The organism is Aquitalea sp. (assembly GCF_030150775.1).
In the GTDB taxonomy this organism is placed as follows: Bacteria; Pseudomonadota; Gammaproteobacteria; order Burkholderiales; family Chromobacteriaceae; genus Aquitalea; species Aquitalea denitrificans.
Genome location: NZ_JASLFG010000025.1, coordinates 95,331 through 119,245 on the forward strand (window position 1 = coordinate 95,331; position 23,915 = coordinate 119,245).

Sequence of the window (23,915 nt, forward strand, 5' to 3'; positions counted from 1 at the left end):
ACGACGAGGACTGAGCATGGACAAGACTCTGCAGTGCAAAATGCTGATCAATGGCGAATTCGTGGCCGGGGAGGGCGATGCGGAAGCCATTCTCAACCCGGCCAGCGGTGAGCTGATCGTCAAGATCAACGAAGCATCGCTGGAACAGGTACAGGCAGCCGTGGCTGCCGCCCAGGCGGCATTCCCGGCCTGGGCCACCACTACCCCGCGCGAGCGTGCCGAAAGGCTGCTGCAACTGGCCGATGCCATCGAGGCGCGCGGGCCGGAATTCGCCCGGCTGGAATCGCTTAACTGTGGCAAGCCCTATCATCTGGCCCTGAATGATGAAATTCCCGCCGTGGTGGATGTGTTCCGCTTCTTTGCCGGTGCGGTGCGCGCCCAGACCGGCATGCTGGCCGGTGAATACCTGCCCGGCCATACCAGCATGATCCGCCGCGACCCGCTGGGCGTGGTGGCCTCGATTGCGCCGTGGAACTATCCGCTGATGATGGCGGCCTGGAAAATGGCACCGGCGCTGGCGGCAGGCAATACCGTGGTGCTCAAGCCGTCCGAGCAGACACCGCTGTCCACGCTGAAGCTGGCCGAGCTGGTGGCCGGCCTGTTCCCGGCCGGGGTGTTCAACCTGGTGCTGGGCCGGGGCGAAAGCGTGGGCAGCCCGCTGATCTCCCAGCCGCAAGTACGGATGATTTCCATCACCGGCGATGTGTCCACCGGCCAGCGCGTGCTGGAAACCGCCGCGCGTTCGGTCAAGCGTACCCACCTGGAGCTGGGCGGCAAGGCGCCGGTCATCATCTTTGATGATGCCGACCTTGCCGCAGCCGTGGAGGGCATCCGCGCCTTCGGTTACTACAATGCCGGCCAGGATTGCACCGCCGCCTGCCGCCTGTATGTGCAAAAAGGTGTCTACGAGCGCTTTGCCGCCGATCTGGCCAGCGCGGTGGGCAGCATCAAGGTAGGCCACCAGCATCTGGAAGGCGTGGAAATGGGACCGCTGATTTCCGAGCGCCAGCGCAACCGGGTGGCCAGCTTTGTCGAACGTGCCCAGCAGCAATCGCATGTGGAAGTGCTGACCGGCGGCAAGCTGGGTGAGGGGCCGGGCTTTTTCTACCAGCCTACGGTGATTGCCGGCGCGCGCCAGCAGGATGAAATCGTGCAGCGTGAAGTGTTTGGCCCGGTGGTGTCCATCACCCCGTTTGACGATGCCGAGCAGGTAATCCAGTGGGCCAATGATTCCGACTACGGCCTGGCCAGCTCGGTGTGGACGGCAGACGTGGGCCGGGCGATGCAGGTGAGCGCCCAGCTGCAATACGGCTGCACCTGGGTCAACACCCACTTCATGCTGGTGAGTGAAATGCCGCACGGCGGCATGAAGCGCTCCGGCTATGGCAAGGATATGTCGATGTACGCGCTGGAAGATTACAGCTGTGTGCGCCACATCATGCTAAAGCACTGAGCACCGCTTTAAACCTGCTCAGCCGCCTTGGCTGCCAGCCCGGTACGTTTCCTGTTAAACGGCCGGGCTGTTTCATTTGCCACGGTATTCCACCCGCTCCAGCATTTCCTCCACCGCCAGTTGTAGTGCCTGGGCCGCGCCGTCCGGGCCGGGGCGGTCGGCAAAACCGGTCCATTCGCCGTAGCGCAGCTGCCAGCCGCAGAAGTCCGCCGCGTCCACCCGCAGGATGAATTCCGGCACGGAAAACTCCGTACCGCTGGCAGTGGTGAGCTGGTAATAGACGATGCTGCTGCTGTCTTCGATAAACATGGCAATCCTGTGTCCGTGCAATGCAAGCAAGCTGGCAACCTTACTCCGTGCCGTCAGTGCTGACCAGCCGGATACGGTGGTGATTTTGCAGCGGCGAAGCCTAAACCCGCTTACTAAAATGGGGATAGGGCGCGCAGCATGCCAATGGTAAGATTGCTTGCATTTTTTTACCTGGACTGAAGGCGAATGCCTTCTCTTCCCCTTGCATGCCATCTCGAGACTCCAGCTCATGAAACGTCTTTTGCAGTCCCGGTCCGAACTGGCACAGATCATGTTTACCTTCCGGCATGTGTTTTACCGGCTGGCGGGGTTCAGCGCGGTGATCAACCTGCTGATGCTGCTGCCCTCCATCTACATGCTGCAGATCTACGACCGGGTATTGCACAGCCGCAATGAAACCACGCTGCTGATGCTGACCCTGATGGTGGTGGGCCTGTACGGCCTGATGGCGGTGCTGGAGCTGGTGCGCTCGGCGGTGCTGATCCGCGTGGGAAACCGGCTGGACATGCAGCTGAACTTTCGCGTGTTCACCGCCGCCTTCGAGCGCAATCTGCGCCGCAACAACGGCAATGCCAGCCAGGCACTGCACGACCTCACCACGCTGCGCCAATTCCTCACCGGCAATGGCCTGTTTGCCTTTTTCGATGCGCCGTGGGCCCCCATCTACCTGGTAGTCACCTTCATGTTCCACTGGATGCTGGGCATGTTTGTGCTGGCCGGCATGCTGATTCTGTGCGCGTTGGCCTGGCTGACCGAAACCTCCACCCGCAAACCGCTGGGTGAGGCTAACCAGGCAGCGATTGCGGCCAGTAACTATGCCAACAACAATCTGCGTAATGCCGAGGTGATCGAGGCCATGGGCATGCTGCCAGCGCTGCGCGAACGCTGGTTCCTGTTGCAAAGCCGGGTGCTGGAAAAACAGACCGAAGCCTCCGACCGCGCGGCGCGCATCGGCGCGGTGTCCAAACTGGTGCGGCTGGCCTTGCAGTCGCTGGTACTGGCGGTGGGGGCGGTACTGGCCATCCAGAACGAAATCTCCCCCGGCATGATGATTGCCGGCTCCATCCTGATGGGGCGTGCCTTGCAGCCGGTGGAAATGGCCATTGCCACCTGGAAGCAGCTGATTTCCTCCCGCGCCGCCTACCAGCGCCTGGACGAACTGCTGGAAACCTATCCGGCACGGCTCAGCGGTATGAGCCTGCCGCGCCCGCAAGGTAGTGTGCAGGTGGAGGGCGTGGTGGCGGCTGCGCCGGGCAGCAGCCTGCCCATCCTGAAGAACATCAGCTTTGCCGTGCAGCCGGCCGATGTGGTGGGCATTGTCGGCCCCAGCGCAGCGGGCAAGTCCACCCTGGCGCGCCTGCTGGTGGGCATCTGGCCGGCACAGTCGGGCAAGGTGCGGCTGGATGGGGCCGATGTGTTCCAGTGGAGCAAGGATGAACTGGGGCCACATGTCGGTTATCTGCCGCAGGATATCGAGCTGTTTGAAGGCAGCATTGCCGAAAACATTGCCCGCTTCGGCCAGGTGGATTCGGCACTGGTGATAGAAGCCGCCACCCGCGCCGGCGTGCACGAGATGATACTGCGCTTGCCACAGGGCTACGATACCCGGCTGGGCGATGGCGGCGGCATGCTGTCCGGCGGTCAGAAGCAGCGCATTGGCCTGGCGCGCGCCATCTACGCCAGCCCGGCGCTGGTGGTGCTGGATGAGCCCAATTCCAATCTGGACGATGTGGGCGAGCAGGCACTGATCCATACCGTAATGGACCTCAAGGCCCGCGGCAGCACCGTGCTGCTGATCACCCACCGCACCAGCATCCTCAATGCGGTGGACAAGCTACTGGTGTTGCGTGATGGCCAGTTGCACCTGTTCGGCCTGCGCGACCAGGTGCTGTACGCACTGAATCAGGCCAGCCAGCAAGCCTTGCAACAGCAGGCTGCCATGCAGCAGGCAGGTAGTACCTCCAGCGAAAGCCCGGCATGAATCTATTTGGTAAATCGACTTCCCGCCCTGATGAGCAGGCCCCGGCCACGCCTGCCGCCATTGAGCCGTTTGGCCGGGTGGATACTGACGACCGGCGCATCGGCCGCTGGGGGCTGAAGGTGCTGTTGCTCGGCTTTGGCGGTTTTGTGCTGTGGGCAGCACTGGCACCGCTGGATGAAGGGGTTACCGCCAACGGCAGCGTCATCGTGGCCAGCAACCGCCAGACGGTGCAGCACCTGACTGGCGGCAGCGTGGAGCGCTTGCTGGTGAAAGAGGGCGATGTGGTGCGCAAGGGCCAGCCCTTGCTGACGCTGAACGATACCGAAGCGCGCGCGCAAATCGGCAGCACGCTGGCGCAGTTCATCAGCGCCCGCGCCATTGAAGACCGGCTGCTGGCCGAGCGCGATGGCAGCACCAGCCTGCAGTTTTCTGCCGAGCTCAATGCGCTGGGACAGGAGCTGCCGGGTAATACCGAGCGCGTGCAGCAGGCAAAGCAGCTGCAAACCCAGTTGTTTCATACCCGGCGCGAAGGACTGCATAGCGAGCTGCAGGCTCAGGATGAAAACATCAAGGGCCTGCAGGAACAGCTGCGCGGCCTGCAAGGCATGAAAACCGCCCGCGCTGAGCAGAGCAAGTGGCAGGACAAGGAACTGGACGGCATCCGCGAGCTGGCGGCCGGCGGTTATGTGCCGAAAAACCGCCTGTACCAGCTGGAACGCGGTGCGGCAGAGATCCGTGGCCAGCTGGCCGACACCATTGCCAGCATCGGCCGGGTGCAGGATGCCATTGCCGAAACCCGGCTGCGGCAGTTGGCCCGCAAGCAGGACTACCAGAAAGAAGTGGAATCGCAGCTGACCGACATTCAGAAGGAAACCGCCACCCTGCGCGACCGGCTGTCTGCCCAGCGCTATGTACTGGCCAACAGCATCATCCGCGCGCCGCTGGCCGGGCGGGTGCTGGGCCTGAAGATGCACACCGTGGGCGGGGTGGTGCAGGCCGGCCAGCCCTTGCTGGAGGTGGTGCCGGATAATCAGCCCCTGCTGATCGAAGCCATGGTGGACCCGGCCATGAGCGCCAAGGTACACCCCGGCCTGGCGGTGGATGTCAGCTTCCCCGCACTCAACCAGCAAACCACGCCGGTGATTCCGGGCGTGGTGGCCACCTTCTCGGCTGACCGCTTGCTGGATGCCAAAACCGGCATGCCCTATTACCTGGCCCAAGTGAAGGTGACACCGGCAGGCATGCAGCTGCTGGGTGATCAGCAGGTCAAGCCCGGCATGCCGGCCAGCATTGTCATCAAGAGTGGCGAGCGCACCATGCTGCGTTATCTGCTCAAGCCGGTGCTAGATCGCATGAATCTGGCCTTCAAGGAAAGCTGATGACCGACCGTCCGCTGTTTCGCCCGGCGCTGCTGGCTGCGGCCTGTCTGTTGGCGATGCCTGCCCTGTCTGCGGGCTATGGCTTGCTGGAAGGCCTGCAACTGGCCCGCGCCTACGATGCGCAATATCAGGCGGCCGCCGCCGAGCGCGAAGCCGGTGAAGCCAATGGCCCGATGGGCCGCGCGCAATTGCTGCCCACCGTCAATGCCAGCTTCAACCGCAGCAAGGTGACCGGCAGCGATACCGCACCGGACTTCACCGGAGCCATCTCCACCTCGCCGCTCAATTACATGAGTCAGGACGCCGCCATCCAGCTGCGTCAGCCATTGTTCAACCTGCAACGCTGGGCGCTGTACCAGCAGGGCCTGGCGCGGGTGGACTACAGCCACGCGCTGTTTGCCCGCAAGGAAAACGAGCTGGTGTTGCGCTATCTGTCGGCCTATCTGGGGGTGCTGCTGTCTCAGAAAAACCTGGTGCTGAGCGAAGCCAAGCTGCATGCGCTGCAAGCCGCACGTACCCAGGCGCAAAAGCTGTTCGAGCAGGGGGATGGCACGGTGACTGACATCCACGACGCGGAAGCGCGCATGGCCATGGCTGATGCGGAGCTGATCGAAGCCCGTAATATGCAGCTGATTGCCGAACGCACGCTGCAGACCACCACCGGCCAGCCAGCCACGGCGCTGGCCGAGCCGGAGGCGGACATCGGCCGCTATCTGGGCACCGAGGGGCAGTTGGCCGACTGGCGCGACAAGGCACTGGCGCTCAGCCCGGATATCCGTGTGGCACAGCAGAATGTTCACATTGCCGAGCAGGAGGTAAAGCGCGCGCGGGCCGGTAATTATCCCACGCTGGAACTGGTGGCCAGCAAGGACCGTTCCAGTGCCAGTTCCGTGTCCACCATCAACCAGCGCATCACCCAGAATGTGATCGGCGTAGAGCTGAGCGTGCCGCTGTTTAATGGTGGCTACAACAGCGCCCAGATTGCCCAGAGCAATGCCCAGTACCGGCAGGCACTGGCTGAGCTGGACAATGCCCGTGCACAGGTGGAGCTGGAAATCAGCCGCCAGTTTTACGGCGTGAGTACAGGGGCGCGCAAGGTGGCCTCGCTGCAAAAAGCAGTGTTTTCCAGTGCCGAAACGGTGAAGGCCAGCAAGCTTGGGCTGGCGGCGGGGGTGAAGACGCTGACCGACATTCTCAACAGCGAGGAACAGCTATACCAGGCCCGGCGCGACCTGCTGCTGGCGCAATACAACCAGCTGGTCAGCTGGATTGCGCTGCGTGCTGATTGCGGTGTGCTGGGGCAGCAGGACCTGATCTTGCTGGACCGCCACTTTTCCGTGGTTTCCAGCGGGCGCTGAAACACGGTGGCCTGGCCACCTGCATATAAGGCATGAAAAAACGGCGTACTGCAGCAAGCAGTACGCCGTTTTGTTTGCCGCCAATCAGGCAATATGCAGCGCACTGTCCGTGGTGGTATGCGACACACCCACCAGCGAAATGGCCGGGCTGCTGTTACCAACCAGGCTGCCCGGAGTTGCAGCCACCGCGCCCAGCGTGAGCGAGAAGGTTTCGCTGGCCGACAGGCCGGCAGTATCGGTGGCCTTGACGGTGATGATGGCGGACTCGGTCTGGTGGCCCAGCGTGGCGGTAAAGCTGTCGTTCTGCGCGTTGAAAGTAATCCAGCTGGGCAAGGCCTGGCCATTGGACTGGCTGGCACCGTAGGTGAGCGTTTGTCCTTGCGGATCGGTAAACGTCCCTTGCGGCACATTGATGCTCAGCGTGCCATTGGCGTTGAAGCCAATGGTCAACGGCAGCGGGTTCACCACCGGGGCCTTCAGTGCGGTGGCCACATCGTTGATGGTGAAGGTTTCCGAGCTGGACAGTCCGATGCTGTCGGTAGCGGTGAGCTTTACCGAGAAACTGCCTGCCGTGGTGGGTGCGGTGCCGGAGAAGGTTTCGGTCTGGGCATTGAAACTCAGCCAGGCCGGCAGCGCCTGGCCATTGGCCAGTGCGGCTTTGTAAGTGAGTGCCAGCCCTTGCGGATCGACAAAGGTGGTGGCCGGCAGGCTGAAACTGAAGGCCTTGCCGGCATTGATGGTTTGGCTGGCGGTTTGCTGGTTCAGCGTGGGGGCCGCGTAGGCATCGTTCAGGGTGAAGGTTTCCGAGGCGGACAGGCCGGCCTGGTTGCTTGCGCTTACCAGCAGCGACAGCGAAGTGTTGGCTGCTGGTGCGCTACCGCTGAAAGTTTGCGTCTGGGCATTGAAGCTGAGCCAGGATGGCAGTGCTGCGCCGCTGGCCAGCTTGGCCGTGTAGCTGAGGGTTTCGCCTTGCGGATCGGTAAAGGTACCGGCAGGCAGGGCAAAGCTGAAGGCATGGCCCGGTGTCACCACCTGGGTGGCGGTGGCCTTGCTCAGCGTTGGTGCCGAAACCGTATCGCTGATGGTGAAGGTTTCCGATGCAGTCAGGCCGCTGGTATCGGTAACCTTCACCAGTAGCTGGGTGCTGCTGCTGGTAAGCGGCGTGGTGCCGGACAGGGTATTGGTGCTGGCGTTGTAAGTCAGCCAGGATGGCAGGGCCTGACCGTTGGCCTGGCTAACCTGGTAGCTGAGCGCCTGGTTTTGCGGATCGACAAAAACATTGGCCAGCGACAGCGAGAAAGCGTGGTTGGCAGCAAGGGACTGGTTGGCCGTCTGGTTGCTCAGGATGGGGGCAGATGGTGTGACCGGCACCGAACCACCGGCATTGTCCACGGTGATGGTGTCGCCAGCTGCCAGCAGAGTAGCCAGGCTGGCTTCAAAGGTGGTGTTCCAGTACTGGCCGGTCTGGCTGCCCCACGGGTTACGAATCTGCAGATAGCCGTTGGCTGCATCAATGCCGTAAACCGACATGGCATGGCCTGCTACCAGCTGCACCTTGCCGGCGGCATCGTAGCTCCAGGTGTAGGAGGACAGCACCACGTCGTCGCCAGCGGACAGATGTGCTTTCAGCGAGCTCAGTACCGTGGCGCTGCTCAGGCCGCTTTGCGAGCCGGTGCCGGACAGCGAGGAATTGTAGGTGCGGCTCAGCCAGCTGGTGCCGCTGGCGCTGTAGTCGGTAATCTGCGATGCACCGGTGATGGACTCCAGCGCGTACTCCGGCAGGCCGCCATTGCCGATGGCGGTAAAGCTGTTGCCGGTATAGCTGTTGCCAGTGGTGACATTGATGGCCTGCAGCTGGGCATAAGCCTTTTCCAGCAGGGTAGCCCACATATTGGGGCCGGAGTTGCAGCCGGTTTGCAGTACGTTGTTGACGGTCACGTACTCGGTAGCACCCTTGACGTGGAAGGCCACGCCATACGAGCCATTGCCATTCACTGTGATCATGTTCTTGATGATGGCGGAGTCCTGCATCGCCACCTCGGCAATCGACGACAGGAAGTAGCAATCCCCCAGCTTGCCCTGGTTGATATCGCTGGCCAGCGGGCCGCTGCTGCCAAACAGGGCGGCGGTACTGCTGGTGTAGGTAATCTTGGAGGTGGTGCCGCTTACGGTGACCGTTGAAGTCGGCAAATCAGTGCCTTGCAGCCATTTGCCATCGAGATTGTTCAATTGGGCGACACTGGCGCCTACTGCCAGGTTCCCCAGCGCGCTGCTGCTGGCCGCACCGCCGGTCCAGCTACTGTTGGCGGCATTGCCGTTGACCAGTGCATTCAGGGTGTACTGCGAATAGGAAGATGCTGTTTCACCCACGTTCAGATTGGTGACGATGGCTTTCAGGTCGTTGAACTGGCTGGTGGACAGCGTGGTCTTGCTGCTGGTCAGCTCGGCGGCCAGATCGGTCACCATCTTGGCCAGTCCAGCCTCGGTTACGGTGCCCGCCATGGCGGCCATGTCAGCCTTGAGAGCGGCATCGCTCAGGGTGCTGATCCAGCTGGGTGCAGTGGTGCTGCCAGTTTTTACCGTGCTGCTGCTGGCTGTGCTGCCGGTGTTGGCCAGTGCGACCGTTGAGGCTGCCGTGCTGGTGCTCACGGTGGTGCTGCTCAGGCTCGCGAACGGCAGGGCCGAGTGCAGCATGGTGGCTTGAGGAAGTGGGGAAGCGTCGTGCAATGAGCCAAGGCCGATGCTGCCCAGCAATTCATCGACGGCCTTCAAGCCGGAGCTGCTGTCAAGCTGACCATCTTGCTGGCGGGAGAGGGTATTGGAGGCGCTCATTGCTTTCCTTCAGTGGTATCCGGCAAAGCCAAAGGAGCGCGTGCAGCCACAAACATCGTCGCTGGCAACTGGCTGACATGGGGGCAAATGCCACCGGTAGTCCCTTTAGTTTTGCGTCACCGGCTTTCACCGGTTTTGCCTGTAATGGTCTAATTCTAGAGGCGAATTTTCATTGTTTACAATTGTTAATTTCGTTTCTGTAGTAGCTGTGCGACATATTCACAGGCAGTTGCTTATCAATGCTGTAAAGCCATGCCGAAAGCAAGGCTTTTGACCACCTTTTCCACCCTGATAGCTGAGTTTCTACCGTCCCTCAGTCCTGCGAGCGGACAGCAAACTCCATAACGATAAACCCCGGTATCCGCGTGTCCTTGAGCTCTACACGCGCATCCGGGGTCTTGATTCTGGATATATAGCTGTCGGTCAGGTGCGCCTGCATCGTTCGCTCCGGGGTGACAACCGGGGTCGAACGCTACAGGCAAACACCTAAAACAGCTTATTCCTTGGCTGTGCCGTCCTCTGCACCGGCAGCAGCATCGCGGGCCTGCTGCTGGGCAGCACTACGGGCGTCGTAATACTCCTTGTTATCCAGATAGTGCTGACGGCGCGCTTCCTTGGCAGCGGCTTTTTCGGCGAGTTCCGCCTGCTTCTTGGCTTCTGCCTCGGCTTCCTGCGCCTTGCGGGCCTGACGCTTGGCTTCGCGGATGGCTTCTTCTGCCGCTTCCATGTCAGCCACTTCCTTCAGGCTCTTGGCCGGGCCGGTTTTTTCGAACCAGGCGACGGACTCCACGTGGGCGGTGTGCGGGAACATGTTAATGATGCCCGCGGCCTTGAGGGTGTAGCCCTTGGTGTTGACCAGCACATTGGCATCGCGTGCCAGCGTGGCCGGGTTACAGGACACGTAGACAATGCGCTGTGGGGCGGTGTCGTCGGTCATGGCCTTGAGCAGCTGGATGGCACCGTCGCGCGGCGGGTCTACCAGCATCTTGTCGAATTTTCCCAGTGCAGCAAAGCTTTCCGGCGTGACTTCGAACAGGTTGGCCATTTCGTAGCTCACCTTGTCCTGCAGGCCGTTGTGGGTGGCGTTTTCCACCGCACGCTTCACCAGTGCCTGGCTGCCTTCCATGCCGTGCACCTGGGCACCGGAGCGGGCAATGGGCAGGGTGAAGTTGCCGATGCCGCAGAACATGTCGGCAATGCGTTCGCCCGGCTGCGGGTCGAGAAAGCCCAGCGCGCGCGACACCATCACCGCATTGATCTGCGGGTTCACCTGGGTGAATTCGGTGGGGTAGTAAGGCATTTCCACACTGTATTGCGGCAGGCTGTAGGTCAGGCGCGGTGCATCCAGCGGGTAGATGGGATAGCAGGTGTCCGGGCCGCCAGGTTGCAGCCAGATCTGTACCGGGCGATCCGGCTGGCGGTGGGTGTCGGCAAACTGTTGCAGCAGCTTTTCATCGGCGGCATTGATGGCATCCATATTGCGGAATACCAGGATGTCCACCTTGTCGCCCACCGCTACTTCCACTTGCGGCATGCGGCTGTTGATCGACAGTTTGGCGATCATGGCGCGCAGCGGCATGATCATGGCGGAAATGTGTTTAGGCAGGATATGGCATTCACGCATCTCGGCGATGTAGCTGGAATGCTTTTCGTGAAAACCCACCAGTACGCCGCCTTTTTTCGGCACCATGCGGGCCGACAGGCGGGCACGGTGACGGTAATGCCAAGCGGGGCCGGCAATCGGCGTGAGAATGCGCTCGGCCTTTACCTTGCCGATGAACTTGAGGTTGTCTTCCAGTACGCGCTGTTTGATGGCAACTTGCGCGGTGAATTCCACATGCTGCATGGAACAACCACCACAAGTGCCAAAATGCGGGCAACGCGGCGTGGCGCGCATGAAGCTTTCCTTCAGCACGCTGGTGGTGTCGGCATTTTCGTACGTGGGTTTTTTACGGTATGCGCTGTATATTACCTTTTCATAAGGCAATGCGCCGTCGATGAAGATGGTCTTGCCGTCGACGTGGGCGACCCCGCGGCCTTCGTGGTCAAGGGATTCGACCAGAGCAATGGTCTGTTGCTGAGTCATTGTATTGGTGTGGGAAATCAGGCGGAAAAGCGTGATTTTCTCAAAATATTCCGTGCCGCGCAGGGGTTTTTGCCAAGGCGGGGGATAAGGTGTTTCTGTTATGATGTCATCAATCGAAAACGACTGGTCTGGTGCGCAATGAAGGTGTCGGCTTTTACTCTTGTTCCTGGTGCGGTTTTGCTGATGACGGCAATGGCCGGATGGGCTGCTGTCATGCCGGAACCGGATATCCTGCTCAATCAGAACGGGCAGCATCTGGTGGTGAATCTGCCGCAGGCACGCCTGTTTTTTTATCAGGATGGCCGATTGCAGAAAATCTACCCGGTTGCCGTTGGCAAAATGCTGACCCAGACTCCGATTGGCAGCTATGCCATCACCGGCGTTTATCGCGATCCTAGCTGGCATGTGCCCAAATCCATCCAGGAGGAACAGAAAAACCAGGGCAAGCCGGTGCTTACCGTGGTGCCGCCCGGGCCGGACAATCCGCTGGGGCCGGTGTTCATCCGCTTTGGCGAAGCCAGGCTGGGACTGGGCTTTCATGGCACCAACGCACCGGCATCGGTGCCGGGTTTTCGCAGCCATGGCTGTATCCGCCTGAAAAATCCTGATGCCCTGAGCCTGGCCGATGCCGTACAAAAGGGGGCGTCAGTCACCGTGGCCTATCAAACGGTATTGCTGAACGAAGATGCCGCGGGCGAATTGTGGCTGACCGCCTACAAGAATCACTACAAGCAGGATGATCCATCCTTCCCGCATCTGGCGGACAGTTTGCTGGAATGGCAGCACAATCACGGCCATGCCGTGGTGGGGCGGCGTGTGGATCAGGCTCTGAAGGAACGTAGTGGCAAGCCGGTATGCCTGACCTGCAAGGGCAGCGTCGCTTCGCCGGCAGAGCTGGCTGCCGTGCGCTGGCTATCGCTGCCACCCAAAGACGGTTCGCCGGTGGAACAGCAGGCTGAACCGCAGAACGTCCCGCCGGCGTCGCAGTCTTACAACTCCGCCGGTGGCAAGCTTAAGCCGGTACGCAAGCCCGCCGTGGTGCTGTAAGCGCGCTTGGGGCAGATGGGTGGACAGGCCGACGCAAGTCGGCTTGTTGCATTGTGGCGCTGCAGACTTGTTTTTTTGCCACGCGGCCCTATATTAGCCCCTTCCCTTGCAAGCAGGCATATCCGGCAATGACAACCATTGTGGCAGTACGCAAAGGCAATCAGATTGCGATTGCCGCCGACAGTCAGACCACCTTTGGTGATGATCAGAAACTCCTCGCGGGCTACGATTGTTTTCATGACAAGATCTTCCGTCATGGCGACAGTTATCTTGCCATTTCCGGCTCTGCCGCCCACGACCTGGTATTGCAAGGTGCGTTGAAGGAACTGAAGAAAAAGGATTTTTCCAGCCGCAAAGGTATTTTCGATACCTTCCGCAAGCTGCATCCCAAATTGAAAGACGGGTTTTACCTGCGTCCGGAAGAGGATGAGGAAGACCCATATGAATCCAGTCAGATGATGGTGGTGATTGCCAATGCCCACGGTATTTTCGGCGTTTATCCCATGCGCGAGATCTACCAGTTCTCACGCTTCTGGGCGATAGGCTCAGGGCGCAAGTTTGCCATGGGCGCGATGCATGTTGCCTACGAGCAGAACCTGAGCGCGCGCGAAATCGCTGAAATCGGCGTCAAGGCAGGCTGCGAGTTTGATGTCAATTCCAGCCTGCCGATGACTGTCTATACCGTAGAAGTGGCTGACGATACCGCCAGGAAAGAAACAGCATGAGTCAACACGATACCCTGCAACGCTTTTTGTTTGATGGTGCACCGGTGCGCGGGGCACTGGTACGCCTGGATGCTGCCTGGCAGCAAGTGCTGGCACGCCGCAGCTATCCTGCTCCGCTCAAGACTATCCTGGGGCAGATGATGGCTGCAGCGCAGCTGATGTCGGCCAATCTGAAGTTTGATGGTGCCATGGTCCTGCAACTGCATGGCAGCGGCCCCCTGCGTCTGGCCGTGGTGGAGTGCAATCACGACCGTACCGTGCGTGCTACCGCCAAGTGGGATGGCGAGCTGCCGGATGCACCCATTCTGGATCTGCTGGGCGGTGCCGGCCAGTTTGTCATCACGCTGGAACCCAAACTGGACAAAGCGCAGACCTGGCAAGGCATTGTTGCGCTGGAAGGCGACAGCATCGGCCAGATGCTGGAAAACTACATGCTGCGTTCCGAACAGCTGGATACCTGCCTGGTACTGGCTTGCGATGATAGTACTGCCGCCGGCATGCTGCTGCAGCGTCTGCCCGAGGGCCACGGCGAGCCAGAAGGCTGGGAGCGTATCCGCATGCTGGGTGGCACCTTGCAGGCTGAGGAGCTGCTGACGTTGCCGGCAACCGACATTCTGCACCGGCTGTTCCATGAAGAAACCGTAAGGGTATTCGAGCCGGAAGCCGTCAGCTTCTCCTGCAACTGCAGCCGCGAGCGTGTGGGCAATATGCTGAAGATGCTGGGTGGCCAGGAGGTTGGCGAAGTACTGCTGGAGCAGGGCAGTGTGGAAATCGTCTGCGATTACTGCAACCAGCACTATGTGTTCGATGAAGACGACGCTAACGAGCTGTTTGATTACGACCTGGTAGCCGCCGTGCGCGAGGCGCGTCATTAGTCTGTCTTGATATTGCCTAATCAGCTTCCCGAATGACATGAAAGCCGCCATATTGTGCGGCTTTCAGCATTTTTGCAGTGCACCATCCGGTATGATGAATAGCTGCTGTTTAAGGAAATGGTAGATTTGATCACAAATGTACTGATATCCTAAACGGCAAGCAGCAACAAAACCTGTACCGAAGGAGTTGGGAAACAATGAAAAAAATCATCGTAGGCGGCCTGCTGGCTGCATCTGCACTGGCTGCTCAGGCTGGCGCACCGGTTGTCAACATCTACAACTGGTCTGACTATATTGCACCGACCACCGTACCGGACTTCAGCAAGAAGACCGGCATCAAGGTACGTTACGATGTCTATGACAGCATGGAAACGCTGAACGCCAAGCTGGTGACCGGCCACTCCGGCTACGACATTACCGTACCGTCCAATAATGTTCTGGAAGTAGGCATCAAGGGTGGCCTGTTCCAGCCGCTGGACAAGAGTAAGATCCCCAATTACAAAAATCTGGACCCGGCCCTGCTCAAGCTGATGGAAGCATCCGATCCGGGCAACAAGTTTGCCGTGCCGTACTTCTGGGGCGTGATCACCCTGGGCATCAACGAAGACAAGGTAAAGAAAGCCCTGGGGGGCAAGCTGCCGGCCAATGAATGGGACCTGCTGTTCAAGCCGGAATATGCCTCCAAGCTGAAGTCCTGCGGTGTGAGCATTCTGGACTCCGCCTCCGACGTGCTGCCCAAGGTGCTGCATTACTACGGCAAGCAACCGGGCAGCAATAACGAGGCTGATTACAAGGCCGTGGCACCGCAACTGGCCGCCATCCGCAGCAGCATCACCCAGTTTTCCTCCTCCGGCTACATCAATGACATCGCCAACGGCGACGTCTGCCTGGCCATGGGCTATGGTGGCGACCTGAACATTGCCAAGCGCCGTGCTGAAGAAGCCAAGCGCGGTATCAACATCAAGGTGCTGATGCCCTCGACCGGCGTTGCCTTCTGGGTGGACAGCATGACCATCCCGAAAGATGCCGCCAACACCGCCAATGCCCTGGCCTTCATCAACTACACGCTGGACCCGCATGTAGCTGCTGCCAATGCCAACAAGGTGACTTATGCACCGGGTAGCCTGGCTGCACGTCCGTTCATCGACAAGAAATACCTGGCGGATCGCAGCATCTTCCCGACGGCGGATGATGTGAAGAAGGGTTTCATCATGAAGTCGGTCGATCCGAAAACCCTGCGCATTTACTCCCGCCTGTGGCAAAACTTCAAGCTGGGCCGTGCCAGCTGAGCCTGATTTCCTGGCAGCAAAGTAAAGCCCCGCAATGCGGGGCTTTTTGTTTGTGCAGTGCCGGTGCGGGGCTTACAGGGGCTCCACCATATTCAGCGGGCAGCCGCGCGCCAGCCATTCCAGCCAGGCATCACCCAGGCGCTGGCTTTCGCTACGGGCTGTTCGCCATTGCTGTTGACGCAGGCGATCATTGCCGCGATGGCGCTTGAAATCGCTGCGGTCCGGCAGCTTGCCGCCGGGCAGTCGGGCCAGATAGTCCGCAGCAGGGCAAAGCAACAGGGTATTGCTGTGATGGGACGGCTGGTGTTGACGCCAGGGCAGGAATTTGTCGAACCAGCCCGGAACGATGCGTGGCCCGAAGTGCGGATACAGCGTGATGTCATCTTGCCGGGCAAAGGGCAGGTCCAGGTGGTAATCCAGCAAGCCGCCATCCCGGTATACGCCGGGGGCCGCACCGGGCAGGCTCACCCCATGTAATACCCCCGGTATGGCAACGCTGCCCATCAGGGCGGCAGTCAGATTACCTTGATCCAGCGGCACCGTGTGGGTAGGCAAGCCATCATCCGGCACAAAATGCAGGCTGCTGCGTACGTCGTGGCAGATGATGCGGCTGAAACTGTGCCGCAGCAGACTGCGCTTGGCCGTGTTGAGCACTGCGCTGATGGCCAGCCCCGGCAGCAGGTGGCCTGGCGTCTCATGGCGTAGTAAACCGTGCGATGCCACCAGCAGCAGCGACAAACGGTAATGTGGATGCCGCAGGATAGCTTGCAGGCCATCTGAGCCAAGGATGTCCTGCAGCATCAGCCGGGTTTGTGCGGTAATCCCGGCTATGCTGACATTGTCGGCATAGCACTCGGCGGTATAGCGCTCGGCCAATCGGGCCAGTGCCTGCTGCGGATTGGCCTGCATGGCGCAGGCAAAGCGCCAGCTGCCTATGGATGCGCCCACCAGTTCGCGCGGGCGCGGGTTCTCTGCCAGCCAGCCGAATACCGCCTGATCCAGGCCGCACAGGCCGATGGCCTTGGGGCCGCCGGCGGCACCGGGCAGGCAAGCCACCATGGCAGGCTGCAGGCCTTGTTGTTGCAACAGCATTCTGGCGTGACTGCCGGCACGAATGCGCAGTGGCGGATACTTGATGTGAATGGCGGGCATGCTGATGTGTTTTGCGATCGGGGAAGGCGACTTTTGCCTGTGGTATTGGTATGCTTGCGTGTTTTACCCGCAGGCCTGCCAGCAGGCAGCGTGCGTGTGTTCATGGTAATGCCAGGAGTGTTGATGATACCTACCCGCCAGCTTAACGACTACGTGCGCGAACAGGGACTGAAGCTAGATCGTACTGAATTGCAAATTGCCGTCATGACCCTGCAGGCAGTGCTGGAGGTGGAAAAGCCGCCGGTGCAGCGTGATCTGTTCCGTTATCCGGTACCCAAGCTGAGTGATGATGGTGCTTGCTCGCTGGTGGAAGAGCTGGCTGATGAGCCATATGACCTGTCGGTATGGTTTGGCGGTGAAACCGAAGAAGCCCGTATCTTGTTGACCAATTTCAATGCGCTGGTCGATTCGGTCAACCACAAGATCGGTGCCGATTGGCTAGGGATCTATCGACGCGCCGGTGAAGGCAAGGATGCCCATCTTGTCAAACTGGCTTACCTTGGCCTGCCTAGCCGTGCCGAATTCCCGCTGACCGAAGCGTTTGCTGAAGGTAGCAACAACAGCCGGGTGGGGCTGACCGGCTGGGGCGTGTTGATTGACGACGTGGCCGCATGGCGTGCTGAAGGTGGCGGCTATTACGAGTGCGATCCCAAGGTGAAGAGCGAGGTCTGCCTGCCCATCGTGGATGAGCATGACCGCGTGCTGGGCATTCTCGATGCAGAATCGGGCCAGCTGGCGCATTTTGACGAGAGCCGGTTGGTGTGGCTGGCCGCGTTGGCCATCGTCCTGGCCGGCCCGTTTGCTGCCATGGCACCGCTTGAAAAGGCATAATTTGCCCTCAATTTAGTCTGTACTGATTTTATCAACGGCTTTGCGTGGCAAGCGTCAAGCCTTCTGAACAGATTCCGGAGCAAGCATGGCTGTGCAATACCCCAACCCGCAGGTAGAACCCGATGTTGATTACGTGGCCAGTTGCAAGCTGCCCACGCCTTGGGGTGTGTTCACCATGCATGGCTTTGAGGAAAAAGATAGCCGGCGCGAGCATGTGGTGCTGACCATGGGGGATGTGGCAGATGGCCAGCCGGTGCTTGCACGCCTGCATTCGGAATGTCTTACCGGGGATGCGCTGTTTTCCTTGCGCTGCGACTGCGGCTTCCAGCTGGAAGCCGCACTTGAGGCCATTGCCAAGGAAGGCCGGGGTGCTTTGCTCTATCTGCGTCAGGAAGGCCGTGGTATCGGTCTGATCAACAAGATTCGCGCCTACAAGCTGCAAGATGGCGGCGCGGACACGGTAGAAGCCAACGAGCAACTGGGCTTCCCAGCCGACATGCGCGATTTCCGCGTGGCACGCCATATGCTTGATGCGCTGGGCATCAAAAGTGTGCGTGTGATGACCAATAACCCGCGCAAGCTGGAAACCCTCAAGACTGCCGGCATCGAAGTCGTGGAGCGGGTACCGCTGATGGTAGGGCGCAATCCGCACAATGACCGCTATCTGGATACCAAGGCCGCCAAGCTGGGCCACATGCTGTTTTCCTGACTCGCAGTTCGGCTTGATGACCTCTCCCGATGCCAGCCAGTGTGCTGGCATTTTTCATGTACGCCATCCACTCATGACCCGGCTCAAGTTCCCATCGTACTGGTCGATAAATTTAAAATAAATCAAGAATGTTTTGAAAGTGTCGTGGGCAGCCCGCTGGATGAGGCGTCATGATGAAAATTACCGCAAAGCAGAATGTCTGGCTGAACACCACGGCCTGGACTGCGCCGCAGATTCGGCGCGGCAAGCTGTTACCTGCCGTGACCGTAAGGGATGATGTACTGGGTAGTGCCGAACTGGGCGAGTATCTGGACTGGGTGGCCTGGCTGGACGATCTGGCGCGCCGCGCAAGCGACGGGCAGGATGAAGAAGCCCGTCAGTTGGCGCTGGCCAAGTTGCGCTTTCTGCTGCGACGGGTGCAGCAATTGCGCGAGCAACTGATGCAAGGCGGCAGAGGCCAGGCCAAGGCCGGCCTGGAGCAATTGTCGCGGCTGGTTGAAGAGTGGGTGCAGGTGGTGCAGGAGCTGACCGGGCGTCAGCCTGCCGTAGTGGATGATTGGCCGCTGCCCTATCGCTTGTACAGCAGGCAGGCTGCAGTGATACCGCTGTTGCCTGTACCGCTGACGATTGAGCGTCGCAGGCAGCCACGTGTCGGTGGCAATATTTTGCTGCCGCAGGAGCAGCAGGCCGCCTGGCTGGTATTGCATGCCATCCGTTTTGTTCTGACGCTGGTGGGAGAGGGGTTTGGCCTGACGCAGCACCCTTTGCTATTGCAGCTGAGTCTGCAGCTGGCGCAAGTAGAGCCGCTGATTGGTGCAGAAGTGGCGGCAACTGGCTGAGCCGGTGCCGCATGTCAAAGAAAAAGCCGGAATCGCGAGATTCCGGCTTTGGTGTTGGTGGAGATAAGCGGGATCGAACCGCTGACCTCTTGCATGCCATGCAAGCGCTCTCCCAGCTGAGCTATACCCCCGTAATGCTGGACTGATGAAACCCGTCAGGCGATATCATCAGTATCTGAATTGTGGTGGAGATAAGCGGGATCGAACCGCTGACCTCTTGCATGCCATGCAAGCGCTCTCCCAGCTGAGCTATACCCCCACGGGTACTACGTCTGGTACTCTGGCGTCCCCACGGGGAGTCGAACCCCGGTTACCGCCGTGAAAGGGCGATGTCCTAGGCCACTAGACGATGGGGACCCTAAGAACTTTATCCGACTGGAACGATTTGGTGGAGCTAAGCGGGATCGAACCGCTGACCTCTTGCATGCCATGCAAGCGCTCTCCCAGCTGAGCTATAGCCCCGTGTCTGTCGTTCACAGTGGGGCGCAGTATAGACAGGCTGTCCGCGGCTGTAAAGGGATCTGCGAAAAAAAAATTAGCGCTTCCCCTGCGCTATAATCACCGGTTCTGCAATGACAGGGTTGGATTGCCGATGTCGGTTGGTCACTACGAAAACTTCCCGGTCGGGTCGATCTTGCTGCCACGACGCATGCGTCGTGCGGTGCATGTCATCTACCATTTTGCCCGCTATGCCGACGATGTGGCAGATGAAGGTGACAAGCAGCCCGAGGAACGCCTGCGCGAGCTGGCGCATCTGGGTGAGGAGCTGGATGTCATCCGCGATGGTGGCATCCCGGCCATGCCGCTGATGCGCAATCTGGCCACCGTCATCAGCCAGCACCAACTGCCGCTGCAGCCGTTTTATGACTTGCTGTCGGCCTTTAGCCAGGATGTGGTGAAAACCCGCTACCAGAACTTTGCCGACGTGGTGGACTACTGTCGGCGTTCGGCCAACCCGGTAGGGCGGCTGATGCTGGCACTGTATGGTGAAAACGACCCGCGCAGCCTGGCCATGTCCGATGGTATCTGCACTGCTCTGCAACTGATCAACTTCCTGCAGGACGTGGGCGTGGACTGGAACAAGGGCCGTATCTACATTCCACTGGATGATCTGGAGAAATTCCGTATCCGCGAAGCGCAGATCGCCGGGCGCGATGCCACCGGCCTGTGGCGACCGATGATGCTGGCGCAGATAGAGCGCACGCGCAAGATGCTGCAAGCCGGGGCCCCGCTGGGCAAGGTGCTCAAAGGCAGGCTGGGTCTGGAATTGCGCCTGATCATCATGGGCGGGGAGCGCATCCTGAAAAAGCTGCACGACAGCGGTGGCGATGTGTTCCGTCAGCGCCCGGTGCTGACCTGGCGCGACTGGGTCTACATGCTGTGGCGTGCGCTGCGCGCCAAATAAGCAGCAACCATACACACTCAGGCGGGAAGCTTAGGGCTGACCTGCCGGCAACAAAGGAGAGGCGTGTGACGCCGCAGCAGTATTGTCAGGACAAGGCCGCTAGCAGCGGCTCCAGCTTTTACTACAGCTTCCGCTTCTTGCCGGAAGACCGCCGCGATGCCATTACCGCGCTGTATGCCTTTTGTCGCGAAGTGGATGACGTGGTGGACGAATGCCACGACGAAAACGTTGCCCGCGCCAAGCTGGCTTGGTGGCGTGGCGAAGTGGGAAAGCTGTACCACGGCCAGCCGGAACATCCGGTGATGCTGGCGCTCAAGCCGCATGTCATGACGCTGGACCTGCCACAGAACCTGCTGGAAGAAATTGTCGACGGCATGCAGATGGATCTCGACTTCGCCCGCTACGAGCGCTTTCAGGACCTGCTGCTGTACTGCCACCGTGTGGCCGGCGTGGTGGGCCAGCTGGCGGCGCAGATTTTCGGCTACCAGGACCGCCAGACCCTCAAATACGCCCACGAACTGGGTATTGCCTTCCAGCTCACCAACATCATCCGCGATGTGGGCGAAGATGCCCGCCGGGGCCGCATCTACCTGCCGGTAGAAGAGCTGCAGCGTTTCAATGTGCCGGCCAGCGACCTGATGAACTACAAGGAAAGCCCGGAATTCGCCGCCTTGATGTCCTTCCAGATCGAGCGCGCGCGTGAGTACTACCGCCGCGCCTGGGAGCTGCTGCCTACTGTGGACCGCAAGAGCCAGCGTCCCGGCCTGCTGATGGCTGCCATTTACCGTGCCACCTTGGAGGAAATCCAGCTGGATGGCCCGGCCAAGGTGCTGAACCAGCGCCTGTCGCTGACGCCGGTACGCAAGCTGTGGCTGGCCTGGCGTACCTGGACGCTGGGCTACAAGGCCTGATGATGCCATGAGTGCCAGACCGAAAGTTGCCATTATCGGTGCCGGCTGGGCCGGACTTGCTGCCGCTGTCGAACTGGCGGATCAGGCCGAGCTGACCTTGTTTGAAGCCGGTCGCGAGCCCGGTGGACGGGCACGGCGCATCCATGGCAGCGACAGTCAGCTGGACAACGGTCAGCACATCCTGATTGGTGCTTACCGTGACTGCCTGCGACTGATGCACAAGGTGGGCGTCGATGCTGACCGCGCCATGCTGCGGCTGCCGCTGAGTTGGCAGCGGCAGGACGGCATCAGCATGCAATGCCCGCGCTGGCCGGCACCGCTGCATGTACTGGCCGGTTTGCTGGCAGCCAAAGGGCTGGGCTGGCGTGACAAGTGGCAGCTGGCGCTGGCCTTGCAGCGTCTGAAATGGCGGCGCTGGCGGCTGGCCGAGGACATGTCGGTTGCCCGCTGGCTGCAGGCGCAACGTCAATCGGATTGGCTGGTCGAGCAATTCTGGCGGCCCATGGTGCTCTCCGCACTCAATACCCCGCTGGAGCTGGCTTCGATGCAGGTTCTTGCCACTACCTTGCGTGACAGCCTGGGCGGAAGCCGTGCCGACAGCGATCTGCTGTTGCCACGGCTGGATCTGTCAGAACTGTTCCCGGAGGCCGCTCTACGCTGGTTGTGTGCACGCGGCGCAAAATGGCAGGCCGGCAGCCGGGTATCGGCCATCACCCGGACACAGGCCGCAGTGCTGGTGGATGGTCAGCCTTTCGATGCCGCCATTGTGGCGGTGGCTCCATATCATGCTGGCGCGTTATTGCAGGATGTCACTTTGCAGAGGCAGGTCAAGGCTTTCCGTTATTGGCCGATATATACCGCATATCTGCGCTATGACGCCGATATCAGCATGCCGCTGCCCATGATGGGCCTGCAGGGCGGCACGCTGGACTGGCTGTTCGACCGCCAGGCCCTGTCGGGCGAGCGTGGTCTGCTGGCCGCCGTGATCAGCGCGCCGCCGCAGCTTGTGCAGTCAATGGAGCGGGAGGCGCTGTTGCAGAAGGTCAGGGCGGATGTGGAGTACATGCTGCCTGCACTCAACGGCTTGCAGCCGCTGGCCAGCCACTTGATCGTGGAGAAGCGTGCCACCTTCGGCTCGGTGGTGGGACTGACAAGACCACACTGCCGTAGCAGGGTACAATCGGTTTATCTGGCGGGGGACTGGCTATGTCCTGATTACCCTGCCACGCTGGAAGGTGCGGTGCGCAGCGGTCTGACTGCGGCCCGCCAGTTAATGCAGGATTTGCCATCATCACGGACCGCCGGCGGGTGGTCCTCAGCTGAAAAAACAAAATGAACCAAACATTTGCCAAGGATTGTCTGGCTGGCCGCGTCATTCTGGTGACGGGGGCTACGCAAGGGGTAGGTCGGGAAGCCGCGCTGACGTTTGCCGCACAGGGTGCAGACGTAGTCTTGCTGGCGCGCAGCGTAAAGGGGCTGGAGAAGGTCTACGATGAAATTGTGGCCGCTGGCGGCAAGGAACCGGCAGCCATTCCGCTGGATTTGCTCACCGCCACCGACGAGCAACTGAGCAATGCCGCTTTCCAGATCAAGCAGACGCTGGGTCGCCTGGATGGCATCGTGCATTGTGCCTCGCATTTTTATGCCCTGTCGCCGCTATCCAATCAGGGCATTGACGAGTGGATGAACCAGTACCGCATCAACACTGTGGCTCCGTTTGCGCTTACTCGCGCCTGTCTGCCCTTGTTGAAGGAATCGGAGGATGCCTCGGTATTGTTCATGGGGGAAACCCATTCGCTATACCCGGCGGCTTATTGGGGCGGCTTTGGTGCATCCAAGGCCGGGCTCAACTATCTGACCAAGGTGGCCGCGGATGAATGGGATGTCTACCCGAACCTGCGGGTCAACCAACTGATTCCGGGGCCGGTGAATTCGCCGCAGCGCAATCGCACCCACCCGGGCGAAGCCAAGAGCGAACGCGCCGATCTGGCCACGCTGATGCCTTATCTGCTGTACTGGCTGTCGGGCGACAGCAAGGGCCGCAGCGGGGAGATCATCGAGCTGGACCTGCGCAGCAAAAAGGGCGAATAAGCCGTATCCGCGCCGTGGCCTGTGCGGCTGCGGCGAATGGCATCATGGGGGTAAAGCATGAAGAGTCTGTGGATTCTGCCTTTGCTGGCGGTGCTGGCAGGCTGCAACTGGGTCAATAATGTATCCGGCCTGTCCAAGGAGGCGCACAAGGCGCTGGGGGCTGCATGCCGCCAAACCGGCCGCTCGCTGGAGGAGTGTTTCCGGCGCAATCCGGATGCCGATACCGCGGCCATTTATTCCGGCTGGCGCGAGATGAACGAATACATGGCCAAGAACAAGCTGGAAACCATGGAGCCGCCAACAGACAGTGCGGCAGGCCATGCGGAAAGCTCGGTACCCAAGGCGGCTGCCAGTGTACCAGCGGATGGCAAGTCCTCCAGCGCCGCGCCCGCCCCGGCAGCGGCCCCCCCTCTCACCAGCGAGGAAGCGGACAAGGCCGCCAAGAGCGATCCCCAGGTGGCCGCCGTGCTGGCCGCCATTCGCAAGAATGGCGGTGGCGACAAGCCGAAATCCAAGGCCAGCAGCAGTGGCGAACCTGATCAGAAACGCCTGCTCAATATCATCCAGCAACTCAATGGTAACAAGCCGGCCGCAGGTGGCGAGGCCCCGGCAGACAACGCCAACAACGCCAATCCCGGTTGAA

General features: G+C 60.5%; 20 protein-coding genes, 4 tRNA genes and 1 riboswitch. Of the genes, 16 read left to right on the top strand and 8 right to left on the bottom strand.

All coding sequences use genetic code 11. The features are described 5' to 3' along the window. Nucleotides 1-16 precede the first annotated feature (16 nt). Entirely contained in the window at nt 17-1,453 is a 1,437-nt protein-coding gene (locus QVF59_RS08340) for a gamma-aminobutyraldehyde dehydrogenase (RefSeq protein WP_287878828.1), read from the top strand. Nucleotides 1,454-1,525: 72 nt separating this feature from the next. Here the strand turns inward: QVF59_RS08340 and QVF59_RS08345 are convergent, their stop codons facing one another. Further along, complete coding sequence (locus QVF59_RS08345) at nt 1,526-1,762, bottom strand: hypothetical protein (protein WP_287878830.1); 237 nt, start codon at nt 1,760-1,762, stop codon at nt 1,526-1,528. A 229-nt stretch (nt 1,763-1,991) separates the two neighbouring features. Between QVF59_RS08345 and QVF59_RS08350 the strand changes: the two genes are divergently transcribed. Genes QVF59_RS08350 through QVF59_RS08360 form a run of 3 tightly spaced genes read left to right on the top strand, consistent with a single transcriptional unit; the run spans nt 1,992 to nt 6,480 of the window. Next, nucleotides 1,992-3,743 carry a type I secretion system permease/ATPase gene (locus tag QVF59_RS08350; protein WP_287878833.1) on the top strand — a complete coding sequence of 584 codons (1,752 nt, stop codon included), beginning with the start codon at nt 1,992-1,994 and terminating at the stop codon, nt 3,741-3,743. Beyond that, nucleotides 3,740-5,122 (top strand): HlyD family type I secretion periplasmic adaptor subunit, encoded by a 1,383-nt coding sequence (locus QVF59_RS08355; RefSeq protein ID WP_287878835.1) that lies wholly within the window; start codon nt 3,740-3,742, stop codon nt 5,120-5,122. The genes QVF59_RS08350 and QVF59_RS08355 overlap by 4 nt, the downstream gene beginning before the upstream one ends. Beyond that, on the top strand, nt 5,122-6,480 hold the full coding sequence (locus QVF59_RS08360; protein WP_287878838.1) for a TolC family outer membrane protein: 1,359 nt from the start codon (nt 5,122-5,124) through the stop codon (nt 6,478-6,480). The genes QVF59_RS08355 and QVF59_RS08360 overlap by 1 nt, the downstream gene beginning before the upstream one ends. A gap of 84 nt (nt 6,481-6,564) precedes the next feature. On the opposite strand, the gene QVF59_RS08365 is transcribed toward QVF59_RS08360, so the two are convergent. Both QVF59_RS08365 and rlmD read right to left on the bottom strand, forming a co-directional pair. Continuing rightward, a complete protein-coding gene (locus QVF59_RS08365; RefSeq protein ID WP_287878841.1) occupies nt 6,565-9,312 on the bottom strand; it encodes a putative Ig domain-containing protein in 2,748 nt (915 codons plus the stop codon). A 60-nt stretch (nt 9,313-9,372) separates the two neighbouring features. Continuing rightward, nucleotides 9,373-9,462, bottom strand: a riboswitch (cyclic di-GMP riboswitch). 346 nt (nt 9,463-9,808) lie between these two features. Continuing rightward, nucleotides 9,809-11,398: a 23S rRNA (uracil(1939)-C(5))-methyltransferase RlmD gene (rlmD, locus tag QVF59_RS08370; RefSeq protein WP_287878844.1), complete on the bottom strand. Its 1,590-nt coding sequence runs from the start codon at nt 11,396-11,398 to the stop codon at nt 9,809-9,811. Nucleotides 11,399-11,611: 213 nt separating this feature from the next. Here rlmD and QVF59_RS08375 point away from each other — a divergent pair, with 213 nt between their 5' ends. The 4 genes from QVF59_RS08375 (at nt 11,612) to QVF59_RS08390 (ending at nt 15,334) form a co-directional block, all read left to right on the top strand. Continuing rightward, nucleotides 11,612-12,445, top strand: a complete 834-nt coding sequence (locus QVF59_RS08375) for a L,D-transpeptidase (RefSeq protein WP_287878847.1) — start codon at nt 11,612-11,614, stop codon at nt 12,443-12,445. 128 nt (nt 12,446-12,573) lie between these two features. Further along, a complete protein-coding gene (locus QVF59_RS08380) occupies nt 12,574-13,170 on the top strand; it encodes an Ntn hydrolase family protein (protein WP_159878422.1) in 597 nt (198 codons plus the stop codon). Next, on the top strand, nt 13,167-14,045 hold the full coding sequence (hslO, locus tag QVF59_RS08385) for an Hsp33 family molecular chaperone HslO (RefSeq protein ID WP_159878420.1): 879 nt from the start codon (nt 13,167-13,169) through the stop codon (nt 14,043-14,045). The genes QVF59_RS08380 and hslO overlap by 4 nt, the downstream gene beginning before the upstream one ends. A gap of 197 nt (nt 14,046-14,242) precedes the next feature. Next, nucleotides 14,243-15,334 carry a polyamine ABC transporter substrate-binding protein gene (locus tag QVF59_RS08390; RefSeq protein WP_159878418.1) on the top strand — a complete coding sequence of 364 codons (1,092 nt, stop codon included), beginning with the start codon at nt 14,243-14,245 and terminating at the stop codon, nt 15,332-15,334. 72 nt (nt 15,335-15,406) lie between these two features. On the opposite strand, the gene QVF59_RS08395 is transcribed toward QVF59_RS08390, so the two are convergent. Then, nucleotides 15,407-16,486, bottom strand: a complete 1,080-nt coding sequence (locus tag QVF59_RS08395) for a hypothetical protein (protein ID WP_287878853.1) — start codon at nt 16,484-16,486, stop codon at nt 15,407-15,409. Nucleotides 16,487-16,609: 123 nt separating this feature from the next. Here QVF59_RS08395 and QVF59_RS08400 point away from each other — a divergent pair, with 123 nt between their 5' ends. The 3 genes from QVF59_RS08400 to QVF59_RS08410 all read left to right on the top strand — a co-directional run bounded on the left by QVF59_RS08400 (nt 16,610) and on the right by QVF59_RS08410 (nt 18,865). Then, nucleotides 16,610-17,317: a GAF domain-containing protein gene (locus QVF59_RS08400; RefSeq protein ID WP_159878414.1), complete on the top strand. Its 708-nt coding sequence runs from the start codon at nt 16,610-16,612 to the stop codon at nt 17,315-17,317. A gap of 85 nt (nt 17,318-17,402) precedes the next feature. Beyond that, nucleotides 17,403-18,026, top strand: a complete 624-nt coding sequence (ribA, locus tag QVF59_RS08405) for a GTP cyclohydrolase II (protein ID WP_159878412.1) — start codon at nt 17,403-17,405, stop codon at nt 18,024-18,026. 170 nt (nt 18,027-18,196) lie between these two features. After that, entirely contained in the window at nt 18,197-18,865 is a 669-nt protein-coding gene (locus QVF59_RS08410) for a hypothetical protein (RefSeq protein WP_287878856.1), read from the top strand. A 55-nt stretch (nt 18,866-18,920) separates the two neighbouring features. Here the strand turns inward: QVF59_RS08410 and QVF59_RS08415 are convergent. The 4 genes from QVF59_RS08415 to QVF59_RS08430 all read right to left on the bottom strand — a co-directional run bounded on the left by QVF59_RS08415 (nt 18,921) and on the right by QVF59_RS08430 (nt 19,327). Continuing rightward, nucleotides 18,921-18,996: transfer RNA gene (locus tag QVF59_RS08415), tRNA-Ala, on the bottom strand. 52 nt (nt 18,997-19,048) lie between these two features. Then, nucleotides 19,049-19,124: transfer RNA gene (locus tag QVF59_RS08420), tRNA-Ala, on the bottom strand. 22 nt (nt 19,125-19,146) lie between these two features. Then, nucleotides 19,147-19,222: transfer RNA gene (locus QVF59_RS08425), tRNA-Glu, on the bottom strand. 29 nt (nt 19,223-19,251) lie between these two features. Further along, nucleotides 19,252-19,327 (bottom strand) — tRNA-Ala (locus tag QVF59_RS08430). A 130-nt stretch (nt 19,328-19,457) separates the two neighbouring features. Here QVF59_RS08430 and hpnC point away from each other — a divergent pair. The 5 genes from hpnC (at nt 19,458) to QVF59_RS08455 (ending at nt 23,914) form a co-directional block, all read left to right on the top strand. Further along, the gene (gene hpnC / locus QVF59_RS08435; protein ID WP_159878408.1) at nt 19,458-20,270 is read left to right on the top strand and encodes a squalene synthase HpnC; all 813 of its coding nucleotides are present in this window, start codon (nt 19,458-19,460) and stop codon (nt 20,268-20,270) included. A 65-nt stretch (nt 20,271-20,335) separates the two neighbouring features. Then, nucleotides 20,336-21,181: a presqualene diphosphate synthase HpnD gene (gene hpnD / locus QVF59_RS08440; protein WP_287878858.1), complete on the top strand. Its 846-nt coding sequence runs from the start codon at nt 20,336-20,338 to the stop codon at nt 21,179-21,181. Nucleotides 21,182-21,188: 7 nt separating this feature from the next. Then, nucleotides 21,189-22,517 carry a hydroxysqualene dehydroxylase HpnE gene (gene hpnE, locus QVF59_RS08445; protein WP_287878860.1) on the top strand — a complete coding sequence of 443 codons (1,329 nt, stop codon included), beginning with the start codon at nt 21,189-21,191 and terminating at the stop codon, nt 22,515-22,517. After that, entirely contained in the window at nt 22,514-23,272 is a 759-nt protein-coding gene (locus QVF59_RS08450; RefSeq protein WP_287878862.1) for an SDR family oxidoreductase, read from the top strand. Before hpnE ends, QVF59_RS08450 begins: the two co-directional genes overlap by 4 nt. A gap of 57 nt (nt 23,273-23,329) precedes the next feature. After that, nucleotides 23,330-23,914 carry a hypothetical protein gene (locus QVF59_RS08455; RefSeq protein WP_287878864.1) on the top strand — a complete coding sequence of 195 codons (585 nt, stop codon included), beginning with the start codon at nt 23,330-23,332 and terminating at the stop codon, nt 23,912-23,914. The last annotated feature ends 1 nt before the right edge of the window (nt 23,915 follow it).